Genomic DNA, 22,070 nt, shown 5'->3' with positions numbered 1-22,070 from the left:
TGGGACCCCAGTTCGGGCTTACTCAGCCCCCCGAATTATATGAATGACAATATTTTTTGCAGCGGTCACACTTTCCTATCCGACGGTAAGTTGCTAGTGGCTGGTGGCCATGATATGTATTACCCAACCTATATCGGCGGCCTAGATGTTGTGAATACATTCAACTTTTCCACTGGCAACTGGCAACGCGAACCGAATATGGGTCGGAAAAGATGGTACCCTACCGTCACCACGCTCGCTGATGGCAGTGTATTGGCCATATCTGGGGAAACAGAACCGGTAGACCCAATGTCTCCTCCCCCTAATTCATACCAACCTGAACTATTGCAAAATGGGGTTTGGAGTTGGTTGACTGGTGCCCCCCGCAAGCTTCCCCTCTACCCACAAATGTTTTTGGCACCTAACGGCAGTTTATTTGAAGCTGGTCCCAATCCGCGTACCGGCTTCCTTACCACGGCCAACGGGGGGAGTTGGACCAATGGCCCATTGCATCGGCTTAGCAATGGCCTTGCGGGAACCACCGTGGCACCGGTTGGAGACTACGCCTACGTTGACCGCGAGGCGGGCACGGCCGTGATGTACGCGCCGGGGAAAATTCTGGTCATAGGTGGCGGCGGGCCAGCCACGGCCGCCACGCCCACCGGCGTCACCAACACCGTGGAGCGCATTGACCTGAATGCTGGCACCACCGCGCAGTTTCAGTACGACGCGCCCATGCAGTTTGCCCGCTTTCACGTCAACGGCACCATTTTGCCCGACGGCACAGTGCTCGTGACGGGCGGCATCCCCAACATTGGCAAAAACGACCTCGACGCCATTCTGCCGGCCGAGCTTTGGACGCCCCCAGCCTCGGGCAGCGGCCCCGGTACCTGGACCACCCTGAACCCCATGAGCGAGCCCCGCCTCTACCACTCCACGGCCGTGCTACTACCCGATGGGCGTGTGCTCTCGGCCGGCGGCGGCGGCGGGGCCGAATACACCGACCACCCCACAGCCGAAATATTCAGCCCGCCCTACTTGTTTAAAGGGGCGCGGCCCCGCATCAGCGGGGCACCCACGCACGTGGGTTATGGACAGGCGTTCACGGTGGTAGCCACGCCGGGCAGCGGCACGGTGGCCCGCGTCACGCTGGTGCGCCTCTCGTCGGTCACGCACTCCTTCAACATGAACCAGCGCTTCCTGGAGTTGCCCATTACCACCAATACCGTGGCCGGCGGCACGGCTTCGGTGGCAGTGGCCGCGCCCGGCAGCAATAACGACTGCCCGCCGGGCCACTACCTGCTCTTCGTGCTCAACAGCAACGGGGTGCCCTCCGAGGGGCAGGTGGTGCAGGTAGACGGCAACCCTTGCTCCTCGCTGGCCGTGGGCATTGCCAACGCGCCCACCGGCGACTGCGCCACCCTGGCCACGGCCACCGCGACGGGCCCGAACCTAGGCACCGATTTCAAGTGGACCATCAACGGCGTCTACGAGGCCGACTACGATGGTTTTTCATCGGTCACCCTGGAAATCAATCCGTGTCAGCCGCAGGTCACGTTCGGCGTGCGCGTGACGCCCTCTTGTGGGGGTAGCCCGGTTGAGAACTTCGCCAGCGCCGGCCGCTATTTCGTTCCCAACAAATGCCCGTGTATCAATCCATAGACGCAGGAAACTTCAAGTGGTATAGCCTGTTTTCTTACGACAGAAGCCAGAAAGGCCGTCACCCTTCTTCAGGATGACGGCCTTTCTGGCTTTGTAAGCGGTTCCTAAGCGGCCTTCTTACAGCAGCGGGGGAATAAAGTCCCGTTCGCAACCGTGGGCACGCCGAATGAACATTTCGTAGTTCATGGGAGAAATGTGGCTTCTATTGTAATAAAATAAAAGGGTTAATTTGAGCAGCGTAAGTGTCTTCTGTCTCCAAGTAGCGCACTAGCGACATCATGGCCAGTGTGTAGCGGCTTCACCTTATCGGCCTTCGTGCGCCGGAAACGGGCCGCTACCTGGGCGCTGCTCAAGGCCTCACCGGCTGCCGGCTGCACGATGGCGCGTTCAACTCTCTTTGATTTCAGCCAGCGGTTTTCAAAATCGAGGTATTGCACGGCGCAAAATCCAGCCTTCTTCCTCAGCTTCAACGCTACCCAATACAGCCTCGCCCGCTGCTCCGGATTTCCCCGGGCGGCGGGTATTTTTTAACGCCTCAGCGGCCCCGCCATTTTGGCCAAATTCTGAAAAGCGCCCATACAGCATAGAAAGCCCCTTTTTGAAGGGGCTTTTTTGTGTCCTTTTTTGAAAGGGCCTCGATTTGGAAATTTGATAGCTAGGAATTAGCCACAAAATCGACCTCCCCGCTTTCCTATATGTGGGGCCGACTTAACTGCACCACTTATCCGACCTGTTCCCGGCCCTAGCAAGGGCGCTCTCCCTACGACCGCGCCAGCTCTTTGTGCTGACAATGCGCGCACGGCTCCCCCTCCTTTTTTCTCCATCAATGATGACAACCTACCTACACCACCGAAGCCCAATTCCCAAAAAAGTGCTTCTACTGGCTGGAAACGATGCATTGCACCTTGTCCTATTTTTTACAAACCCTGAATTCGTGCTTTGCGGGGCTTGCTAGTCTTGCACCACCGCTTCAGTAGCGGCGGTTTCATCCGCCTTGCTCCCCAACCGCTAAACCAACCCCAAACCAGATGAATACGCCTACCGCTACTCGCCCCTCTAAACTCCCCACCCCCGCGCCGACCGGCCTGTGGAAAGTGCTCGCCATTATCGCGGAGCGCCTTCCGCAAAAGCACCTGCTCCCGTTCACCGTAATCGTGTGCATCTCGGCCCTGTTGTTCGCCGCCATTGCCTGCTTCGGGGTCAGCCGGGTCGCGGACAAGCCGGTAACGGCCCTGGCTGGCTTCCTCAAACAGCACACGGCCGAAAAGCCCGCCAATTCCCCATAGTACGGCCCCATCAAAAAAGCCCCGCTTGGTGGGCGAGGCTTTTCACTGGCTACCGCGTGGCGGCTAGGCGTGCATCAGCACAAACTCGGCGGGAATGTGCAACTTGGTGTACAAGCGCCGGCCCAAGTCCATGTTCACGGCCCGCTTGCCGTTGAGCACTTCGCTCAGGCGGCTGTTGGTGATACCCAGCAGCTGCGCCAGCTCCTGCTTTTTCAGGCGGTGCTCGAACATATAACGCTCGATGCGGAAAACGAGCGAATCCGGCCGCACGGGCGCGTGGCCGTGGCTGTCTTCGTAGGCTTCGAGGGCGTTGCCCAGCGCTTCCATTTCCGCCAGATGGGTGGGGTTATCACTAGTGAGGGCTTCCAAGCGGCTCATACCGGCTTGGTACTCTGCATCATTTTGGATAGTCATTTTGTACAGTTTTAGAGTTTTACAATTTTTCAGCAGCCCGCGCCTGCGTCATAGGTCCGTGATATTGGCAATGCGGTCATACTCCGCGTGGGTGCCAATGAAGCGGATAAAAATCTGGCCGGTAAAGGCCGGCAGCTGCGAGTAGTTAATCTTCACCACCATGCGGTAGCGGTTGCGAAGCAGGTTAAACACCCAACGGTTATTTCCCACATGGGTAGCGCTGGGGTCAAACGCCTTTACCTCGGCCGCGTTGGCCCACTTCGCCGCCTTCATGTCGTCATAGAGTTCCAGAATGGCATTCGCTACGTCGAGGTGTTCAATAGCATATCTCCTAATTTTTTCTTTACTTAATACACTCATAATCTGTTTTCTAGTTTATTTATTTCCTATCTCATAGTTGACTCTTTCGTGGCTAACACCACAAAGATACGATAAATTTACCAATATCGAAAATAATTTACCAATACCGAAAATACGCTACTTCTCCTGTTCGGGTAGCTCAAAGCTGAACGGCCGGGGCGGGAGCGCCTGGCTAATGTCCACCCGGTTCAGGCTGTCCTTAATCGAACCATCGGCCTGCACCTGAATAGAGGCCGGGAACGCAAACCGCTCGCGCAGCTCGGCCGCATCGAGCGGGCCGGCAAAGAGGTAATGCCCTTCGCCACCCTGGTCGAACGTGAACGCATCGCCCCGCCAGCCGGCCGGCGTGTTGCCCTGGGCCAGCAGGTACTCGATGACGGGGCGCAAGTGGGTGGTGCGTGGGTCGTAGCCGGGGCCGTGCTCGGTTCCCCGGCTGGCAAGTTGAATTTTGGACATCGGGGAATGATAGTAAACGGTGCATCATACGCCTTTGCGGGAGGGCCTGGCCCTCCCGCCAGACCTTACACGCCGGCTTTCGTGGAATCGGCGCACGGGCAGCTGGGCCGGGGCAACGGCTGGGTGGCCGGCTTCGGGTGCTGCTTGCGGGGCCGCTTGTGGGCTCGGGCGGCTCGGGGCTCATGGGCGACGGGGGGAGCCGCCTCGTTCACCACCACGTTGTAGGTGGGGCGATAGGTGTAGTTGTGGACCACGGGCGCGGGGGTATCCTTGTTCATGGCGACGGATATCAACAGGAACACGCCGCCGATAATGGCAACGATGATGGCGACTACGCCAGCGATGATTTCTTTCTGATTATTACTCAGGAATTGGTTAAAGGGTGTGGGGTTCATTTACTTACTCCGACTTTTCCCTTATCTATTAAGTAGTGAGTGCGCTCTCTGGCGACTCCTTAGCTAGACAGGGTGTCAGTAGTAAATAGGGGCGACTTAGCGCATTGAACCTTAATTGCTTGGGCTATCTCAACATTTTCGCATTTTTAGTACAGAAGTCAAAAGATTTATTCTGGCGACCGTCCCCGATGGTCCTCGGTTTATTGAACAAAAGGGAGAAAAGGCCGCCGCGACGAGGCGGGGCCTTTTCTCCCTTTTGTTACTTAACATAAGATTCCTTGTCGGACACTTCTTGGAATTAGTACGGGTTTTGGCCCGCCCGGTCGCCGCTGCCGGTGTGGTACTTTTCCGGTTTGGGGGCCTTGTTTCCGGCGCTGACTTTCGACTAAGGCAGCCTCGGCCTGTATCAGGTTCTGCGCGTGACTAGCGTCTTGCGTCGGGTCGAGTCGCCGCACCCACTGGTGCTCGCGGAGCATCCGGGCGTGAATGTTGGTCTGGTCTTCTTCGTGTACCATCTCTACTTCCCAATGCACGGCCCCGTTCTCGAAGAAGGCAGCACGCACGGCCAGCAGCGCAAGGGTGCGCGCTTGGTTCCGGGGCCATTGCTCCACCAGTTCGTCCAACTCGTTCGCCGCAGCTAGGTAAGTCGGGTACTTCCATAAGCAGTACAAGGTGTAGGCTGGCCGATTAGGGTCGCCCTGGAAGGTTCTAACTGGGTTGCGGTGGTCGCGAAACCGTTGGCGGGCCTGCTTTTTCTGGCTTCCTGTCATGCTACAAGATACGCCAAAAACCGTGTTTTTACCCTATTAGATGCTGTTTTTAACAGAAATCCACCTCTCGGACAATTCTCGGAATAAGTACGGGGTTTCGCTCCCGGCCGGGGCGCGGCCGGCGTGGTACTTTGCCGGGGGACTAGCTACCGGTTTGGGAATTTACGAAACTCATCCCCTCAGTGCATTTCGTAAACTTTGATTCGTAGACGAGTTTCTTAAACTCGCCCTGTCCTTTTGAGGCCAGCTGGCTACTTGGTGCTGACCAGCTACTCGGTGTTTACCGAAAGGAGCGTTAAAACGAAGTGGACTACCCACAACAGGATTCGCGGACGCAACCGTAGGCGGTTAAATCCGCCTATGGGGAGCCAATCACTGCTTATGCCCCCACGGACCACCACCGCAGTCTTGTTCGCCACCCTTGGTTTCGGAAATGCTATTGCTCACGCCCAAGGTCAGCAAAATCCTGCCCCTCCCGCAACCACCTTGCCCGGCACGCCGGCCCGGGCCACCGGCCGCCTCACCGGCACCGTGACCGATGGCAGCACCGGCAAGCCCATTGCGTACGCCTCCGTGGCGGTGCTCAATGCCGCCGGGAGCCCGGTGAGCGGGGGCGTTTGTGGCGACGACGGCGCTTTTGTGCTGCCGGGCCTCGCGCCGGGCGCGTATGCGTTGCGCATCAGTTTCCTGGGTTATCAGGACCTCACCCGGCCGGGCATTGTGGTGCCCGAAACCGGCGGGACACTGCCGCTGGGTGCGCTGCCCCTCACGCCTACCACCCAGAAGCTGGGTGAAGTGGTGGTAACGGCCCGCAAGCCGCTGATGGAGGAAAAGGTGGACCGCACGGTGTACAACGCCGAAAACGACGAGACGACCCGCGGCGGCGATGCCACCGACGTGCTCAAGCGCGTGCCCCTGCTGAGCGTGGACCTGGACGGCAACGTGAGCTTGCGCGGCAGCCAGAACATCCGGGTGCTGATTAACAACAAGCCTTCTACCATCATGGCCAACAGCATTGCCGATGGGCTGCGGCAGCTGCCGGCCGACCAGATTAAGGCGGTGGAGGTCATTACTTCGCCCTCCGCGAAGTACGACGCGGAAGGCTCGGGCGGCATTATCAACATTGTTACCAAAACCAACACCCTGCGCGGCGGCCAGCTAGGCGTGGACGGCAGCGGCGGCACCCGCTCGGGCACGCTCAACCTGAGCGGCGGCTACCGCACCGGCCGGATGGGCTTCGCGCTGGGCGGCTTCGGGCGGGCCGGCTACAACACGCCGGGCCGCTTCACCAACACCCAACTGACCACCAACCCCGCCACCGGCCGGCAAACCCGCACCACCCAGGCCGCCGCCACGCGCCAGCAGCAGCTGTTCGGCCGCTACACCCTGGGCTGGGACTACGACCTGAACGCCCGCAACTCCCTCGCCGCCTCGCTGGCCTACGGCACCCGCGACGCCACCACTTACCAGGACGACCTGGCCACCAGCACCACGCCCCTGGCCACGGGCGCCGCTGCCACCTCGCTGCGCAACGTGAAAACCCGCGACGAATCGGGCACGGTGGACGCCAGCCTGAGCTACGCCCACACCTATGACACAGCCCAGCGCGAGCTGAGCGTGCTGGCCTTGTTCAGCCGCAACAACCGCACCTACGACTTCACCAACGACATTTACGCCGCCAGCGACGCCCGCGCCATTGGTGTTTCGGGCAACGACAACCCCAGCGCCAACCAGGAGGTAACGGCCCAGGTGGACTACCAGACGCCGACCGGTAAAAACCAGCTCTTGGAACTGGGGGTGAAGGAAATCCGGCGGACCGTGCAGAGTGACTACCGCTACTTCGGCCAGCTGGCGCTTTCGCAGGCCAACAACTCGTTTCACTACGACCAGAACGTGGCATCGGGCTACGTGGCCTACACCCTGGCCCTGCCGCTGCGCATCACCCTGAAACCGGGTTTGCGCTACGAATACACCGGCATTGCGGCCGATTTTGGCACGGGCACGGTGGGGGAAATTCCCAGTTACGGGGTGCTGGTACCCAGCCTGAACCTGCTGCACAAGCTCGCCAACGGCAACGCCCTGCGCTTGGCCTACAACCGCCGCATCCAGCGCCCCTCGCTGCAATTCCTGAACCCCAATCTGCAGGCTGCCAACCCCTTGCTGCAAACGCAGGGCAACCCCGTGCTGCGCCCCGAATACACCAACAACTACGAGCTAGGCTACAGCACGCTGCTCCAGCAGGCCAGCCTGAATTTCAGCGCTTTCGTGCGCACTACCACGGGCTCCATCCAGTCGGTGCGCACGCCGCTGGGCGACGCGAATTACCCCGGCGCGGTGCTGGTTACCTACCAGAACATCGGGCAGGAAACCGCCTCGGGCGGCAGCGTGTACGCCGGGCTGGACATCGGCGAGAAGCTCAGCTTCAGCGGGGGCGTGGACACCTACTATTTGGTGCTGCGCAACAACGTGGCCGACCCCCTCTACGCCGCCCGCAACGCGGGGCTGGTGGTGGCCGGCCGGCTGTACGGCAGCTACGCGCTGCCCAGGCACTGGGGCTTGCAGGTGTTCGGCTTCTACCGGGGCCAGCAGGTGCAGCTGCAGGGCGACCAAAGCAACTTTTTCGTCTACAGCTTCAGCCTGAAGCACGAGTTTGCCCAGAAAAAGGGCGCCCTGGGCTTTGGGGCCGAGAATTTGTTTTCGCCGAGCAACACCGTGCGCAGCGAAATCACGAGCCCGCTGCTCCGCCAAAACAGCAGCACCATCCAGCACCTCACCAGCTTCAAAGTCTATTTCAGCTACCGCATCGGCAAGCTGACCGCCGAACCCCGCCCGCACCGCAACGTGCAAAACAACGACCTCAAAACCGAAGAAAACGGCGGAGGCAGCCAAGGCACCGGCCGCACCCCCGACGCCGTCCGGCCCGCTCTGGCCGCCCCGTCACCCGCCCCCGGTGGTGCGTCTAAAACGGAAAGCCCTGCCGGGGCACCCGCTCCCGTGGTACCGGTGACTGCTCCGCCCAGTCATTCGGCTACACCGGCCGCACCGCCCCGTAACTGACCTGCTCTGCTAGCGGCGCCTGTCCTGGTACACGTCACTTCCGGTAGATGGTAAAGCACGCTAAAGTGGTTCACCGTAACGGTGGGTTGACTGGCACGCAGCCCCGGTTTTGCCCCCGGAGCTGCGTGCTGTTCGTGTGTCGGGGCTGCACCTCACCATCGAATTCCAACCATTCGTCAACTTTCTACCCAAGCGGTTTATAGCCCGGATAGGTTTGTAGCGTCAAATCACGGTTTGGCAAGTTTACGCCCGGGCCGGTCGGCCTGGGGTGCCACGCTATTTCCCCGCGATGCTCAGCGCCTATTCCTGGGGCCAGTTTGGCCTTTTCGTTCTGGTTGTAGTTATTCTCTACTACCTGATGGTGGGCCTGCTCTACTACCGGGTGGAGCTCACGGCCCTGCTGACGCCGGGCAAAAAGATGGCCGGTGCCCAGCTCGCCGGCGCAGGCGGCAGCGCGGCGGCTCCGCCCTCACTGGTGCGTCCCACCTCGGCCTTTGTCAAAGCCACGCCAGCGGCCACCGAAGCCCGGGAAGAAACCGATGACGCGGAACGTCCCGAAGCCGGCGCGGACCAGAACCTGCCGGCCGCCGCCGAGCCACTGGTCAGCGGGGCACTGCCTGATTCCACCGGCACGGCCACTGGCCACGACGAAAGCACCAGCGATACCGCCCCGATGGAGGCATCGGCCGCCGCGGGTGACGAGGCGCAGGCGCAGGATGAGAATCGCACCGAAGAAGCCGACCAGGCCGATGAGCACCTGGCCGCGCTGGTCCGGCGCGAAGCCCATAACCTGGCCCCGGATTCTGTGGCGGCGGATACGCCGGTTGATGGGGTTCTGGAGCCCGAAACCGTGCAGCTGCCCCTGGTAGCGGATAGCTACGAGCCGCTGGCCACGTTCGAGGAGCCGGTGGCTTCGCGGCTGGACATCGCCCCCGTGGACCCGCCCCGGCTGGTGGCCGCCGCTTCGGTTGCTGAATACCTGACCCTGCTGCAAGCCGGCCAGCAGCCCGCGCCGCCGGTCGAGCTGGCCGGCACCACCCTGGCCGAGCAAATGGCCCAACAGATGGCCCTCAACCACGCCGAACTGGATGACCTCTTCGGCCCCGACGATGAGTAGCGCGGCCTTCTTCCTAATCATTGATTCCCGATTCCTTTTCCCTTGCCATGACTAAGAAACCTTTCGTTACCTCGCTGGCCCTCGTGGTCCTGCTATTCAGCTCACAACTGCTTTACGCCCAGACCGGGGGCGGCAACGGCACGGCCGGCATTCAGGATGCCACTACTCAGGTCACCAGCTACTTCGACCCGCTCACCAAACTCATGTACGCCATCGGCGCGGTACTGGGCCTGGTGGGGGCCATCAAGGTCTACGGCAAGTGGAATGCCGGCGACCAGGACACCCAGAAAACGGCCGTCTCGTGGTTTGGCTCGATGATTTTCCTGGTTATCGTGGCCACGGTGGTGCGCTCGTTCTTCCTCTAAGCCGCCGCCCATGCCCATTTATGACCTCAATCGCGGCATCAACAAGCCCGTCGAATTCAAGGGACTGGTGGGCAGCAACATCTACTTCCTAGCCGCCGGCATCGGGCTGGTGTTCGCCCTGTTTGTGACCTGCTACCTGCTGGGCCTGCCGCTGGTGCTCACCGTGCTGGTCACCTTCCTGGCCGGGGGCGGCATGTGGGCCGGGGTCTTCGCCCTGAACCGCCGCTACGGCGAGCACGGGCTGATGAAGGCCGCCGCCCGGCGCTCCTCGCCCCGCTACATCACCAACCGGCACAGCCGCCTTTTCCAACGCCTCAACGAGGACCCGACCAGCCGCGCCTAGCGGCTGGTTTTGGGTGCTTTCTTCAGCTTATGAGCAATAAGGTTCTGCCCTCCGTTTCCCTCGAATCCAAGCAGCCCATCTACAAGGTGGAAAAGGATTGTCTCATCTCGAAGAATGCGGACGTGACGGTGGCGTTCCGGCTGGATTTACCGGAAATTTTCACCCTCTCGCGGGAGGATTACGCCCAGCTGCAGGCCGCCTTCGTGAAGGCCGTACGCCTGCTGCCCGACCACTGCGTGGTGCACAAGCAGGACTGGTACGTGGAGGATAAGTATGCGCCCGGCTTCGAGGCTGAGCGCACGCTGCTCTCCTCGGCTTACGAGCGCCATTTCAACGAGCGGCCGTTCCTCAACCACTTCTGCTACCTCTACATCACCAAAACTTCGTCGGAGCGGCCCAACTGGGGCAGCACCTCGGGGCTGCTGGCCCGGCGCAACATCGTGCCCAAGGACATGCTCGACACCAAGGAGCTGGAAAGCTTCTTCGACAACGTGGGCCAGTTCGTGCGCACGCTGGAAGGGGTGGGGCCCACCAACGCGCCCTACATCCGCTCGCACCGGCTGACCTCGGATGAGCTGGCCGGCACGGCTGAAAAGGCCGGGCTGCTGGAAAAGTATCTGGCGCTGGACCTGTCCGACCAAGCGTTGCAAGTGGACCTGGACCTGACCGAAGGGCTGAAAGTGGGGGCGGAGTTCTGCCAGATGTTCTCGGTGGCCAACCTCGATGACTTGCCTACGTCGGTGGAAACCGACATCCGCTACGAGCAATACAGCACCGAATACTCAGACTTCCCCATCAGCTTCGCCGCCCCGCTGGGGCTGCTGCTCGGCGCGAATCATATCCTGAACCAGTATGTGTTTCTGGATAACACCACCAAGACGGTCAAAACCTTTGAGCAGAAGAAGGACCGGCTCAACTCGCTCTCGCTCTACTCGCGGCAGAACGCCATCAACTTCGAGTACTACAATGCCTTTCTCAACGAGCTGATTGCCCACAAGCGCCGGCCAGTGCGGGTGCACTGCAACGTGCTCACCTGGGGCCGGCACGAGGAGGAGCTGACTGAAGTGCGCAAGCTGGTCAACGCGGCCTTCAACGCCATGAACTGTAAACCCCGGCAGAACACCGTGGACATCGCCGCGCTCTACTGGGGCGGCATTCCGGGCAACGCCGGCGACTTTCCCAGCGAGGAAACCTTCTACACCTTCATCGAGCAGGCCGTCTGCTTCTGGGCCTCGGAAACCAACTACCGCAGCACCGGGGCCACCAAGGGCATCAAGCTCTCCGACCGCCTCACGGGCAAGCCCGTGCTGGTGGACATTTCGGATGAGCCGATGAAGAAGCAAATCATCTTCAACCGCAACAAGTTCGTGCTTGGCCCCTCGGGCTCGGGCAAATCGTTTTTCACCAACCACATGGTGCGCCAGTACTACGAGCAGGGCGCGCACGTGCTGCTGGTGGATACCGGCAACTCCTACAAGGGCCTCTGCGAGCTGGTGGGCGGGGTGTATTTCACCTACGAGGAGGACGACCCGATTGCCTTCAACCCCTTCCTGATTTCGGGCAAGCTGGACGTCGAAAAGAAGGAATCCATCAAAACGCTGCTGCAGGCGCTCTGGAAAAAGGATGACGAAAGCGTAAGCCAGTCGGAGTACGTATCGCTCTCCACGGCCGTGAGTCTGTATTACGTGATGCTGGAAGCTAACGCGCTTATCAAGCCGAGCTTCAACACGTTCTACGAGTTTGTTAAAGGGCCGTATCGCACGATTCTGGAGGAGGAGAAGGTCCGGGAGAAGGATTTCGACATCGACAACTTCATCTACGTGCTCAAGCCCTACTACCGGGGCGGCGAGTATGACTACCTGCTGAACTCCGAGAAAGAGCTGGACCTGGTGCAGGCGCCCTTCATCGTGTTCGAGCTCGACAACATCAAGGACCATCCCATCCTGTTTCCGGTGGTCACGCTCATCATCATGGAAACCTTCATCTCCAAGATGCGCAAGCTGAAAGGGGTGCGGAAGATGATTCTGATTGAGGAGGCCTGGAAGGCGCTGACCACGCCGGGCATGGCCGCCTACATCAAGTACCTCTTTAAGACGGTGCGCAAGTTCTTCGGCGAGGCCATCGTGGTGACGCAGGAAATTGACGACATCATCGGCAACGAGATTGTCAAGGATGCCATCATCAACAACTCGGACTGTAAGATTCTGCTTGACCAGCGCAAGTTCATCAACCGCTTCGATGAGATTCAGGCGCTGCTCTCGCTCACGCCCAAGGAAAAAGACCTGGTGCTGAGCATCAACCGCGACAACAAAGCCACGCGGGGCCGCTACACGGAGGTATTCATCAGCCTGGGCGGGGTCGTGTCGAAGGTGTACGCCATCGAGGTGTCCAAGGAAGAATATGTGACCTACACCACCGAGGAAACCGAGAAAGTGCGGCTGTTTGAGAAGCTCAAGCAGACCGGCGACATGCCCACGGCCATCAAGCTTTTCGCCAATGAGCTGCGCGAAGGGTAGGGCGGCTGATTTCAACCAAAGGGAAAAATCATGAAAACGAAAATCACGCTTCCAATACTAGGCTTGGCCACTTTGCTAATTGGCTGCGGCTCCGACAAGGCTACGACGGCGATGGACAATAGAGCCGTCGAAACAGCTCCTCCAACCGTTTCCACCTCCCCCGTGGCCGTGGCCGCCGTGGCGTTTGCCGATAGCTTAGCGTCGGCTCCCAAAGCCGAAAAAGCTGACATCACCGCCGCCCGGGCTTTCGCGCAGGCCGTGAATACCTGGGAGACCAGTGACCTGAACGGTGCGGTGAAGGAGCACCCCGTGGTGGCCAACATCTGGAAGCGCTACCGCTACGTGCTGCGCACGGTAGTCCGCTCGCGGGGCATGAATCGCGTGAAGCCCGAAGATGTGGTCACTTGGAACGGCTTTACGCCGCAGTGCGAAGAAGCCATGAAAATGCTGCTGCCGCTCATCCAGGAGCCCAACGTGACGGCCACCCAGGCCCTGCCGACGCTGCAGAGCGTGGATTCTAGCATCGGTCGGGTGCGCTTCGCGGCCGAACGGCACATGATGTATTTGGAACACCCCTACACGCGGACACTCTAGCGTCACCTCCTTCAACCACTTGCCTTCCCTATGAAAACGAAGATTGGCATCCTCAGCCTGGCGCTGCTGGGCTTCAGCGCCTCGAAAGCGTCAGCCCAGCTGGTAGTAACGGCCCCGGTGCTGGAAGTGCAAAGCGGCGTACAAACCGGCCTGCAGAACACCATGAAGGGGCTGGAAGCGGCGGCCAACAAGCTGGTAGCCCTGGGCGTGAAAGAACAGGAGTTGACCAAGACCTATTCGCTCAAGAACATGGAGCAGCACAAGGCCTGGTACGACGGGCTGCTGAAAGTGAGCAGCGCAGTGCGCGACTACCGCCGGGTGCGGGCCATTTACGCCAAGCAAACCCAGATTATCTCGACCTACTCCTCGGCCATCAATGTGTTGCGCACCTCGCGCTACATCACGCCGGCCCAGCTGACGGAGATGGTATCCATCTACACGAAGATGCTGGCCGAAGGAGCCAACACGGTGTCCGACCTGGCCACCATTACCAGCCCGTCCATGCTCAAGATGACCGACGCGGAACGAATGGAATTCATCGACACGCTGGACGCCAAAATCACTGACCAGCTGGGCCTAGTCAACTACTTCACCCGGCGCAACATGATGGTACTCAAGACCGCCCAGCAGGTCGAACAGGACCACCAGGCGCTGCTCAGCCTCATGGGCGCGCACTAACCCTTCCTCTCCCGATGAAAGCATTCACCACCATGTTGCTGCTTGGCCTGGGGCTGAGCGCACAGCAGGGCTTTGCCCAAGCTCCGGCCGTTATTTCCGCGCCCATCGCTGAATCCAGCTCGCGCAAGCAGATTGTGCACCAGGGCGTTTCAACCACCCTATTGGGGCGGGGCAAGGCCCTGGCCGGCGATATGCAAGTGGTAAGCGGCAAGATTAAGGGCATCGTGGACCAGACGCAGGCCCTGCACGCGCAGTGGTACAGCAGTTTGCTACAGATAAGCGCGGGGGTGCGCAACTACCGCCGGGTGCGGGAAATCTACGCCGCGCAGGCCTCGATGATTTCGCAGTTCAGCTCGGGCGTGGCCGACCTGCGCGGGCGCGGCCTCTCCCCAAATCAGGTAACCGAAGCGGCACAGGTATACCAGGTGCTGCTGCAGGAAAACGTGGCCCTGATTGGCGAGCTGGCCACCATTATGACTACGAACCGGGCGGAAATGACGGACCCGCAACGCATCAAATTCATCAACAAGATTGGCGACAAGATGCAGCAGCAGCAATACCTGATGACCTATTACACCAATAAATGCCGCGCTGTGGCCCTCTCCCAGCAGCAGGCCATTCAGGACCGGGCGTCGGTGCTCACCCTCGTGGGCGCTAAGCAGTAGCCCTTTCGCTTTCATTCACCAGCCCCAAATCACCCGACTATGGAAATGAATTCCATCACCGCGCAAATGCTCGAAATGGAGCAGATGCTCAGCCGGCTTTATGATTCCATGCTGCCCCTGGTGGCGCAGTTCGTCACCCTGGGCCGGGCCGTGGGCGGGGTGGGAGCCCTCATTTTCATCAGCTCCCGGGTGTGGGGCCACATTGCCCGCGCCGAGCCTATCGACCTGTATCCGTTGCTGCGCCCATTTCTAATTGGGCTGGCCATCCTGCTGTTTCCGCAGCTGCTCGGCGGCCTGCGCGGCATCACCGGCGCGCTGGCATCAAGCACGGATTCGGTCCGGGTAGACCAGACCACCCAGATTGCGGCCTTGCAGGACCAGAAAAAGGCGTTGTTGGCCGCCCGGCCCGAAAACAAGTACTTCGCCACGGACGAGGCCTACGAGAAGCGGCTCGACGAACTGGGCATGATGAACATGGGCCAGCAGCTGTCGCTCTCGTTTGATAAGCTCAAGTACGATGTGAACCAGAACTTCCGCGAGTGGATGAAGAACACGTTGGAGCTGTTCCATGTCGCGGCCCGGCTGCTCATCAACGTGCTGGCCACCTTCCTGCTCATCGTGCTGTCGGTGCTAGGACCGCTCACTTTTGGGCTGGCCATCTTCCCAGGCTTCGGCAACTCCATTCCTAAATGGCTGGGGCAATTCATCACCATCAGCCTGTGGGTGCCCGTGGCCAACATTTTCGGAGCCATTATGGGCCAGTTTCAGATAATGATGCTACAGGGCGACATCACCCGCCTGACCTCTAACCAAGGCGTTGACTCGGCCGACTTCGGCTACCTCGTGTTTCTGTGCATTGCCATCACGGGGTACATGATTATTCCCTTCATCACCGATATGATGATTGCGGCTTCCGGGGCAGGCCAGGCCGCCCGGGCCATGCAATCGGCTATGAGTGGTGGGGCGGCTATGGCTGGCGCGGCGGCAGGTTCAGCCGGGCGGGCGGGCGCGGCCGGCGTATCCGGGGCCGCATCGGGCCTTGGGGCGGCAGTTGGGGCCGGGCAGGCGTTAGCTGGCAATGCTGCCTCGGGCAACATGACGCGGAGTGAGGCCGCAGGTCACCGGGCTGGCACGGCGGTGCGCGAACGGGCGGCCAGCTTCGTCAACCGGCTACGGGGCTAGCCCTGGTTGCGCGGTGATTTCCCACTATTTCCTTTTCCCATGTTTGCTTCCCTCAAAACCATTGATTCGGCTTTTCAGCAGGTAAAAACCCTGGCGCTTATTTTCATTGTGGCCGTGCTGGTGCTGGCCGGCACCATCGCCTACTTCGCCTTCCAAACCACCAACGCCGCGGCCAATCGCATCTATGTGCTGGAAGGTGGGCAGCTGCTCACGGCTGGGGCGCGGGATGCGCGAGCTAACCGGCCGGTGGAGGCACGCAGCCACGTCACGCGCTTCCACGAGTTGTTTTTCACGCTCGACCCTGACCAGAAAGCCATCGACAGCAACGTCAATAAGGCCCTATACCTGGCTGATAACTCGGCCAAACGGCAGTACGAGAACTTCAAGGAGAAGGGCTTCTATAACGACCTGATTGCCGCCAACATCAGCCTGGAAATGACGGTGGATAGCGTGGTAGTGTCCAATTCGCGCCCGATGGTGGCGCGGTGCTACGGGCACCAGCGCGTCATTCGGGCCACCTCGGTTACCACCCGCAATTTCCTTTCCGAGTGCTCCCTGCGCGACGTGACCCGCTCGGAAAATAATCCCCACGGCTTTCTGATGGAAAACTGGCGGGTGCTCAAGAATGAAGACCTGAATACGCTTCCTCGCTAATCCTCCCCTGTTATGGCAACGGCAACCAACGCGCCGCACGACGCGCAATTTCTTCGCACCCGCAAGATGGCCACCTTTCTGCCGGTGGTAGGCGTGCCCTTTCTGGCCGTGATGTTCTACCTGGGCGGGGGCGGCCAGGGCACGCCGGCGGCAGCGCAGAACACCGAAACCGGCTTCAACACCAACTTACCCAAAGCCGAGAAGGGCACCATTACCAGCAGCAAGCTCGAAGCCTACGCCAGCCCGGTTGATACCCTGCGCAACCGGGGCCTGGTCGATGCCCGCCTCGATACGACTTCGGGCTCGGGCCTTTCCTACGCGGTGGGGGCCGATGGCAAGGCGGGCCCCAACGGCTCCGTCGATAAGTCGGTGGTTGAGGCCCAGCAGCAGCTCATTGCCGCACAGCAGGCCCAGATGAACGGCGGAGTTGCGCCCGGCACCGTAGTCCCTGCCACAACAGCCCCAGGGGCCCTCACCCCGCAGGAACAAATGGAGCTAATGCGCAGCCAGCACGAACGCGACCTGGCCGAGCAGAAAGCCCAGCTGCAAATGGCGGCACTGCTGGCCCAATCGAACAGTGCCGGTGGGGGAGGAGCGGCCCCGCGCACGGTTGCAGCCCTACCGAAAAAGAAGAAACCTACCACCCGGTTGCGGGCCATCGATGATGATGCCGTGGTGTCACGCCTGGGCTCCAACGGGCCGGGGCGCAAGCACACGGCCTCTTTTCAGGGCTTTGATGCTGAAACCGGCACGGGTGGCGACGGAAACACCCTACCGGCCGTCATCCACGAATCGCAGGAAGTGGTCAGTGGCTCACTGGTGAAAATGCGCCTCACCGAGTCGGCCGTCATCAATGGCCACTCTCTGCCAGCCAACACCTTTATCTATGGCAAGTGCAGCCTGGCTGGCGAGCGGCTCAGCATTGCCATTGAAACCCTCAAATCGGGCAACAGTGTGTTTCCGGCGGCGCTGGAAGTGTACGACGTGGATGGGCTGGAAGGCCTGCACATTCCCGGCGCCATTACCCGCGATGCCGCAAAACAGGCTGGTGCCGAAGGACTCGGTGCGGCCGACATGATGACGATGAGCGCCGACCCAGCCATGGCCGCGGCAGGCGTGGCGGTTAGCGCCGTGAAAGGCATTGGCCAGAAGAAAATCCGCTTGGTCAAAGTCCGCCTGAAGGCCGGCTACAACGTGATGCTCAAAGTAGATAAAGACTAACGACTCCTTCCCATGAAAACCACCCTATTTGCTACCAGCGCCCTTTTACTCGGCCTAGCGGCTGTTCCGGTGCAGGCCCAGACCTCGGCCGCCCGGATGCTGCAATACTCGGAAGCCAATAAGCTGCCGACCTATCCGCTCTATATCAGCGACCAGAAAACAACTCATCTAGTGTTCCCTTTTCCTGTCACTTACGTCGACCTGGGCAGCTCGGGCCTGATTGCGGCCAAGGCCACCGGCGCGGAAAATATCGTGCGGGTGAAAGCCGCTTCGGCCGGCTTTCCGGAATCGAACATGACGGTGCTCACCTCGGATGGAAAGCTGTACTCCTTCGTGGTGAACTACCAGCACGACCCTAAGGTGCTCAGCCTCGACCTGGGCGCGGCCGGCTCGGCTTCGTCGGCGCAAGGGGAAGCCATTTTATCGAACTCGCCCATCCCGCAGGGCAATCTGGATGCCTACTCCCGGCAAGCGCTGGCGGCGGGCGGTACCTCGGCCAGCGAGAGTGCCAACCAACTCAGCGTGCGCGCCGGCAACGTGGGCTACAAGCAGGAAACCCTGTTTTTTCCGCTGCACGTTGCCAACAAATCGAACGTGACTTACGACGTGGACTTCGTCAAATTCTACATTCAGGATAAGCAGGTGGCCAAGCGCACGGCCGAGCAGGCCTTAGAAATCACGCCCATTTACGTCTTCAATGGGGGCCTGAAAAAGATTGACGCCAAAGGCCAGCTCGAACAGGTCTACATCTTCAAGAAATTCACCATCCCCGAGCAAAAGCAGCTCATCATCGAGGTGTACGAAAAGGGCGGCGGGCGCAACGTCAAGCTCAAGCTTACCAACGCCGACCTGCTCAAAGCCCGGACTTTCAAATAGGCATTGTCAAGCTCAGCAGCTGGGCAGAAGCAACGAAAAGTGCCCACACTGCGTTGCCTGCCTAGTTAGCGTGAAGATTTAACCCGTGTTGGTATGCGTAGCTTCCTGATTTTCGCGGCGATTATCGCCTTTCTGTATTCGTCTTGGGCTCCCAGTTGGGGCAGCACTGCCGCCACCTGGGGGCTGGTGCTCTTTGGCCTAAGCAAGTTCTGGGGACTTTCCAGTAAGGTCACGCCGCCCAACCGCAATCCGTACAATCCCTACGAGCGGTACAAGCCTTTCTAGGCTATATCTGCTGCTTATAACTTAAGCCCCCGGCGCTTCGGCTCGGGGGCTTTTTGCTGGTCTGGCAGTAAGGCTTTGGCATTTTTCTCTGCCATTGGCCCCAGCACCGGCATCACTAGCCGCTGCTCCACGATGGGTGGAAACAGGCGGTCGGGGCTGCGCTGCATCTGCTCCAGGCGCGCGGCAATGGCCGGCCAGCGGTAACCCTGCATTTCGGGCTTCATGTTAAAGTCGATGTCGCCGTGGAAGGCCAGGGCGCGGGGCACTTCGGATGATGATGTATTAAAGCGGCCTTCATAGGCTTGGCGCATCTGGTTCAGAGTGAGCTTTTCGCTCAGCGCGGCCACGTCCACGAAGTCGCGGAGCCTTTCGCCGCTCATCACCACACCGGCCAGCTTCATAGCGCCCAGGTCTTCGAGCGAGGCCAAGCGAATGTTGGAGTCGGGATAGAGCACGGGCGGTCGTAACAACGGGAAGCCATAATTCACCACATCGGTTTTGACCTGGCCGATGACGCCCTGGATGGCGGCTTTGTCCCATTCCGGCTCCTGGGCCCGCATTCGCTGGAGCGCGCCGTCGGCCCGCATCTCATATTTGCTTATCAGCAGGTCCTTGATTTCTCCGTCAATCGGCGTCGGGCCGTCCGAAAAAAGGTCGAGGTCGCGGCTGCGACGGTGCCCCAGATGTAACGCCAAAGCCGTTCCCCCTACCAGGACGAACGGCTTCAGCAAGGGCTCCTGCATGAGCTGCGCTAGGAGTTGAAGGTTTGCGGTATCGACTGCTTGCGCTGGTAGCATCTAAGCGTTTCCTTTTCGATGTGGAAGAACTGGCATACGGCCGCAATGGCGGCATCCGACATATAGGGTACCGTTTCAACGATTTCCTGCACGCGGGGCCGGCCGTAGTATTCCAGCATAGCGGCCCAGTCTTCTTTGCTCCCGCGCTGAATGACGCGCTGCACGATGGTACGCGCCATGGCCTGCGGGTCGATGGTGTCGGGGTCTACGTCCCACAATAGCGTGGGCAGGTGCTCGGCCAGGGGGGCCGGTACGACCTGTGGCTCGGGCGTTGCAACCGTAGCAGAAGGGGTGAGCTTTTCCATGAGTACAGGATGTGTGAGCCGGGGCTATTCGCCTTTCGTGTGACCGGGAAGCATATTCCCGAAAGCTGGATTAACCAGAGGGAGAAAGCCAATAGCAGTCCCTAGTCTATTTAAACACCTTTTCAGGGCCTATAGTTGCGCTGAATCAGCCGGATTTAGTAAAGCTACCATTACGGCAGGTGAGGGCCTACGCTCGATTCATCAAAGTGCAGATATGGCTCGTACCGATGGGCCGACTCCCCTTGCGGACCGGCTCCCAGCGCATACCTGGCGAAGGGGTCAGGGCCAGGGGCTGGCTGGTACTCTGCGTCGAGCGCGGCCGACAACTGCTCCAGGTCAATCTGCCCAGCAATGTATTGGTCCTGCAGTTCCACCAAGAACGCTGAGGGCGGGCGATTTTGGCTCATTGACACGCCAACCGCAAACTTCACCACCTCGCGACGCTGCTGCTTGGTTTGCTCGTTTTCGGAGAAATAGAGGGCCTGTTCCACCATTACAAGATACGTATAAAAGCTTGCATCGGCCGACCTGAGCGGCCCTGAATCATCTCGCTTTCGAACTCACAACTTTGGGCCTCGACGCTTCAACTCCGGTGCTTTTTGCACTGGCTCATCTTTGCTGGCTACCGGTATTTTCGATGGTTCCGGGCCGGCGGATGGCGCGGCCTGCAGCGGGGGCCCGACTACCAGCAGCACCACCGTAACCAGGGGCAACGCCTTTAGCAAACGCGCCACGCGCTGGCGCAGGCGGGCATCTTCCATCTTGGCCGGCATTTGCTCCAATAGCTCGGCTCCGGTTATTAGGATGGCCAGCCGCGCCGGCTGCTGCGCGTCGGGGTGCACCACGCCGCGGGTGCCCTGCATAATCTGCCGGGCTATTGCGGTGTGGCGCCCTCCCAGCAGCGCCCGCCAGATAAGCTCCTGGCTCTGCTGTATCTCGCGCATAGCATCCACGCGCTGCAGAAAATCAGACACTGCCACGGGCGCGGCAGGGGCTAACACTAGCTCCGGGAGGGACGTGGTAATCTGGCCAAAGAAGGTGCGGAGCGGCTGCAAATCCGTTTCCGGGTTCCCGGCAGGCCGTAGAATAGCGTAGTCCCGGGCCTGGTTGTATTGCTTGGGGTGCGACTGCGCAACAAGGTTCACGTCGTAGCCGGCATTTTCCGCCAGCACTTGAAATGCCGCGCCCAGGGTCCGGCCATTACCCTCCCGAAAGGCGTGGGCGTAGTTGTACTGGTCGAAGTAGTAGGCGGCCCGCGCCACGAACTGGTCTTTGTCCAGCCCCTTCAGAAAGCGCTCAGCGGCCAGCTGCTGCCCGATGGCATCCAGGTGCGCGGGCAGTTGCTGGTAGCTGCCAAAGTACATGGTGTACAAACCGGGGCCCTCCTTGTCGGCCGAAGTTGACTTGGTGGCCTGGAACTCGCCCCAGACGCGCGTTTCGCCAGCCCACTGGTAAACATCCTGAAAAAGGTGGCGGTGCAATGCCTGCAAGCCCTGGGCGTTGTGAGGCGCTACTTCCACGTGGCCGGCGAGCACCTCCAGCAGGCGGAAGTGGAAGCGGTTACCTTCGACCTCGGCCAGCTTGTCCTCATCGGTGATGTTGAGCTTGTTAATCAGGACACCGGTGTGGGGGTCGGTTAAACCGTCAGTCATAAAAAAAAGCCGCGCGGGAACTGGGTAAGCAAGCAAAACGCCCCACCAACCGGCAGGGCGTTAGCGAATAGATTAAGAAGCGAAGGGCTAGTGCGATAAAGAGCGGGTCTTGGTCACGGCGGGAGCCGGCCGGGGCGCCACTGCCAGGATGCCATCGGCACCCCGCGTGGGGACCGGCGTCTGGCTCTGGGCTTGGTAATAGGCATCAAGCTGGGTATTTACCTCGGCCAGGCTCAGCTCGCCGTTGATGTAGCGCTGGCTCAGCTGCTCGGCAAAGGGGCTCAGCTGGCGGTCCTGGGTCGCGTTCAGCGCGGCCGCCCGGTCCGACAGCGTCTGGCGCTGCTCGCGGGTTGCTTCCTTGGGGCCAAATTTTACGAGGGTATCCATGCTGTTTCGCCTGAGTGGTCTACTATGGCAAACGAAAGTTAGGCAAAAATGTGC

24 protein-coding genes are annotated in these 22,070 nt (G+C 60.3%); 15 read left to right on the top strand and 9 right to left on the bottom strand.

Annotation, left to right across the window (positions count from 1 at the left end):
• Positions 1–522 precede the first annotated feature (522 nt).
• Together Q5H92_RS19515 and Q5H92_RS19510 are read left to right on the top strand one after the other, a co-directional pair.
• Positions 523–1,641, top strand: a complete 1,119-nt coding sequence (locus Q5H92_RS19515; RefSeq protein WP_305013235.1) for a galactose oxidase early set domain-containing protein — start codon at positions 523–525, stop codon at positions 1,639–1,641.
• A 1,028-nt stretch (positions 1,642–2,669) separates the two neighbouring features.
• Entirely contained in the window at positions 2,670–2,927 is a 258-nt protein-coding gene (locus Q5H92_RS19510) for a hypothetical protein (protein WP_305013234.1), read from the top strand.
• Positions 2,928–2,990: 63 nt separating this feature from the next.
• Here the strand turns inward: Q5H92_RS19510 and Q5H92_RS19505 are convergent, their stop codons facing one another.
• From Q5H92_RS19505 to Q5H92_RS19490, 4 genes are all read right to left on the bottom strand, one after another.
• A complete protein-coding gene (locus tag Q5H92_RS19505; RefSeq protein WP_305013233.1) occupies positions 2,991–3,341 on the bottom strand; it encodes a helix-turn-helix domain-containing protein in 351 nt (116 codons plus the stop codon).
• 48 nt (positions 3,342–3,389) lie between these two features.
• On the bottom strand, positions 3,390–3,701 hold the full coding sequence (locus Q5H92_RS19500; RefSeq protein WP_305013232.1) for a type II toxin-antitoxin system HigB family toxin: 312 nt from the start codon (positions 3,699–3,701) through the stop codon (positions 3,390–3,392).
• A 117-nt stretch (positions 3,702–3,818) separates the two neighbouring features.
• A complete protein-coding gene (locus Q5H92_RS19495) occupies positions 3,819–4,157 on the bottom strand; it encodes a hypothetical protein (RefSeq protein WP_305013231.1) in 339 nt (112 codons plus the stop codon).
• 65 nt (positions 4,158–4,222) lie between these two features.
• Positions 4,223–4,552: a hypothetical protein gene (locus tag Q5H92_RS19490; protein ID WP_305013230.1), complete on the bottom strand. Its 330-nt coding sequence runs from the start codon at positions 4,550–4,552 to the stop codon at positions 4,223–4,225.
• A gap of 1,151 nt (positions 4,553–5,703) precedes the next feature.
• On the opposite strand from Q5H92_RS19490, the gene Q5H92_RS19485 reads away from it, so the two are divergent.
• From Q5H92_RS19485 to Q5H92_RS19425, 13 genes are all read left to right on the top strand, one after another.
• Complete coding sequence (locus tag Q5H92_RS19485; RefSeq protein WP_305013229.1) at positions 5,704–8,379, top strand: TonB-dependent receptor domain-containing protein; 2,676 nt, start codon at positions 5,704–5,706, stop codon at positions 8,377–8,379.
• A gap of 289 nt (positions 8,380–8,668) precedes the next feature.
• Positions 8,669–9,496, top strand: coding sequence for a hypothetical protein (locus tag Q5H92_RS19480; protein ID WP_305013228.1), 828 nt, complete (start codon positions 8,669–8,671; stop codon positions 9,494–9,496).
• A 47-nt stretch (positions 9,497–9,543) separates the two neighbouring features.
• On the top strand, positions 9,544–9,861 hold the full coding sequence (locus tag Q5H92_RS19475; protein ID WP_305013227.1) for a DUF4134 domain-containing protein: 318 nt from the start codon (positions 9,544–9,546) through the stop codon (positions 9,859–9,861).
• 10 nt (positions 9,862–9,871) lie between these two features.
• Complete coding sequence (locus Q5H92_RS19470) at positions 9,872–10,204, top strand: DUF4133 domain-containing protein (protein WP_196288820.1); 333 nt, start codon at positions 9,872–9,874, stop codon at positions 10,202–10,204.
• Positions 10,205–10,233: 29 nt separating this feature from the next.
• Positions 10,234–12,720 carry a TraG family conjugative transposon ATPase gene (locus Q5H92_RS19465; protein WP_305013226.1) on the top strand — a complete coding sequence of 829 codons (2,487 nt, stop codon included), beginning with the start codon at positions 10,234–10,236 and terminating at the stop codon, positions 12,718–12,720.
• Positions 12,721–12,750: 30 nt separating this feature from the next.
• Positions 12,751–13,314 (top strand): hypothetical protein, encoded by a 564-nt coding sequence (locus tag Q5H92_RS19460; RefSeq protein ID WP_305013225.1) that lies wholly within the window; start codon positions 12,751–12,753, stop codon positions 13,312–13,314.
• A 30-nt stretch (positions 13,315–13,344) separates the two neighbouring features.
• Positions 13,345–13,992 (top strand): hypothetical protein, encoded by a 648-nt coding sequence (locus tag Q5H92_RS19455; RefSeq protein WP_198070539.1) that lies wholly within the window; start codon positions 13,345–13,347, stop codon positions 13,990–13,992.
• A 14-nt stretch (positions 13,993–14,006) separates the two neighbouring features.
• Positions 14,007–14,657 (top strand): hypothetical protein, encoded by a 651-nt coding sequence (locus Q5H92_RS19450; RefSeq protein ID WP_198070538.1) that lies wholly within the window; start codon positions 14,007–14,009, stop codon positions 14,655–14,657.
• A 45-nt stretch (positions 14,658–14,702) separates the two neighbouring features.
• A complete protein-coding gene (traJ, locus tag Q5H92_RS19445) occupies positions 14,703–15,839 on the top strand; it encodes a conjugative transposon protein TraJ (RefSeq protein WP_305013224.1) in 1,137 nt (378 codons plus the stop codon).
• Positions 15,840–15,878: 39 nt separating this feature from the next.
• Positions 15,879–16,493, top strand: a complete 615-nt coding sequence (gene traK, locus Q5H92_RS19440; protein WP_196294758.1) for a conjugative transposon protein TraK — start codon at positions 15,879–15,881, stop codon at positions 16,491–16,493.
• Positions 16,494–16,505: 12 nt separating this feature from the next.
• The gene (traM, locus tag Q5H92_RS19435; protein ID WP_305013223.1) at positions 16,506–17,714 is read left to right on the top strand and encodes a conjugative transposon protein TraM; all 1,209 of its coding nucleotides are present in this window, start codon (positions 16,506–16,508) and stop codon (positions 17,712–17,714) included.
• 12 nt (positions 17,715–17,726) lie between these two features.
• Positions 17,727–18,590 (top strand): conjugative transposon protein TraN, encoded by an 864-nt coding sequence (gene traN / locus Q5H92_RS19430; protein WP_201982562.1) that lies wholly within the window; start codon positions 17,727–17,729, stop codon positions 18,588–18,590.
• A gap of 93 nt (positions 18,591–18,683) precedes the next feature.
• On the top strand, positions 18,684–18,875 hold the full coding sequence (locus tag Q5H92_RS19425) for a hypothetical protein (RefSeq protein WP_198076838.1): 192 nt from the start codon (positions 18,684–18,686) through the stop codon (positions 18,873–18,875).
• A 14-nt stretch (positions 18,876–18,889) separates the two neighbouring features.
• Here the strand turns inward: Q5H92_RS19425 and Q5H92_RS19420 are convergent, their stop codons facing one another.
• From Q5H92_RS19420 to Q5H92_RS19400, 5 genes are all read right to left on the bottom strand, one after another.
• The gene (locus tag Q5H92_RS19420) at positions 18,890–19,618 is read right to left on the bottom strand and encodes a nucleotidyl transferase AbiEii/AbiGii toxin family protein (protein WP_305013222.1); all 729 of its coding nucleotides are present in this window, start codon (positions 19,616–19,618) and stop codon (positions 18,890–18,892) included.
• An 8-nt stretch (positions 19,619–19,626) separates the two neighbouring features.
• Positions 19,627–19,977, bottom strand: coding sequence for a DUF6922 domain-containing protein (locus tag Q5H92_RS19415; protein ID WP_196294763.1), 351 nt, complete (start codon positions 19,975–19,977; stop codon positions 19,627–19,629).
• A gap of 170 nt (positions 19,978–20,147) precedes the next feature.
• The gene (locus Q5H92_RS19410) at positions 20,148–20,471 is read right to left on the bottom strand and encodes an antitoxin VbhA family protein (protein WP_305013221.1); all 324 of its coding nucleotides are present in this window, start codon (positions 20,469–20,471) and stop codon (positions 20,148–20,150) included.
• A 66-nt stretch (positions 20,472–20,537) separates the two neighbouring features.
• Positions 20,538–21,629 carry a Fic/DOC family protein gene (locus Q5H92_RS19405; RefSeq protein ID WP_305013220.1) on the bottom strand — a complete coding sequence of 364 codons (1,092 nt, stop codon included), beginning with the start codon at positions 21,627–21,629 and terminating at the stop codon, positions 20,538–20,540.
• An 87-nt stretch (positions 21,630–21,716) separates the two neighbouring features.
• Positions 21,717–22,016, bottom strand: a complete 300-nt coding sequence (locus tag Q5H92_RS19400; protein WP_305013219.1) for an antitoxin VbhA family protein — start codon at positions 22,014–22,016, stop codon at positions 21,717–21,719.
• Positions 22,017–22,070 lie beyond the last annotated feature (54 nt).

This window comes from Hymenobacter mellowenesis, assembly GCF_030581005.1.
Taxonomy (GTDB): Bacteria; Bacteroidota; Bacteroidia; order Cytophagales; family Hymenobacteraceae; genus Hymenobacter; species Hymenobacter mellowenesis.
This window is presented reverse-complemented; position numbering and strand designations above follow the sequence as displayed.